This window comes from Caballeronia choica, assembly GCF_001544535.1.
In the GTDB taxonomy this organism is placed as follows: Bacteria; Pseudomonadota; Gammaproteobacteria; order Burkholderiales; family Burkholderiaceae; genus Caballeronia; species Caballeronia choica.
On sequence record NZ_FCON02000528.1, the window covers coordinates 1 to 886 of the forward strand.

The 886-nt window shown below is 59.7% G+C and carries 1 protein-coding gene and 1 pseudogene; both read left to right on the forward strand.

Annotation, left to right across the window (positions count from 1 at the left end):
- The coding region (locus tag AWB68_RS45505) for an NAD(P)(+) transhydrogenase (Re/Si-specific) subunit beta (RefSeq protein WP_143282080.1) at positions 1–635 on the forward strand (635 nt) is incomplete at its 5' end.
- A gap of 100 nt (positions 636–735) precedes the next feature.
- A pseudogene (locus AWB68_RS50645) lies at positions 736–886 on the forward strand (phosphotransferase family protein); the annotation flags it as partial.

Below are 886 nucleotides of genomic sequence, written 5' to 3' on the forward strand. Positions count from 1 at the left end.
TGTCGTACATCATGTGTCGCGCGATGAATCGGTCGTTCTTCAACGTGCTGCTCGGTGGCTTCGGCAACGAAGCCGGCGCTGCGGCGGCGGGTGGGGCGACGGAACAGCGTCCGGTCAAATCCGGTTCCGCTGATGACGCCGCGTTCATGCTCGGCAACGCGGAGAGCGTGGTGATCGTGCCGGGTTATGGGCTGGCGGTGGCCCGCGCGCAGCACGCGCTGAAGGAACTCACCGATAAGCTGGTCGAGAAAGGCATCAATGTGAAGTACGCGATTCACCCTGTGGCGGGTCGGATGCCTGGGCATATGAACGTGTTGCTGGCGGAGGCCGAAGTGGACTATGAGCTCGTCCACGAGATGGAGGACATCAACAGCGAGTTCGGCCAGACCGACGTGGTGCTGGTGCTCGGCGCGAACGACGTGGTGAATCCGGCGGCGAAGACGGACCCGACCTCGCCGATTGCCGGCATGCCGATTCTGGAAGCGTATAAGGCACGCACGATCATCGTGAACAAGCGGTCGATGGCGGCGGGCTACGCCGGCCTCGACAACGAGTTGTTCTACATGGACAAAACGATGATGGTCTTCGGCGACGCAAAGAAGGTCGTCGAAGAAATGATGAAAGCGATCGACTAAATAGCACAGCTTCACGCTATCGGTCGCGAGGTAAGTTTGCAAGGTGGTGCGGCGGGCGACGCCTGCGCTTACGCCTAACCCGAAGTTCGAAGGCTGAATCATGACAAGTGAAACAAATCAGGTTGATTTAGACAGGCTGAGCGGGTATCTGGAGGAATCGATACCGGGGTTCCAGGGACCCGTGACTGCAGAAAAGTTCGCGGGCGGCCAGTCCAACCCGACCTTCCTGCTCAAGGCACAAAGCGGCAGTT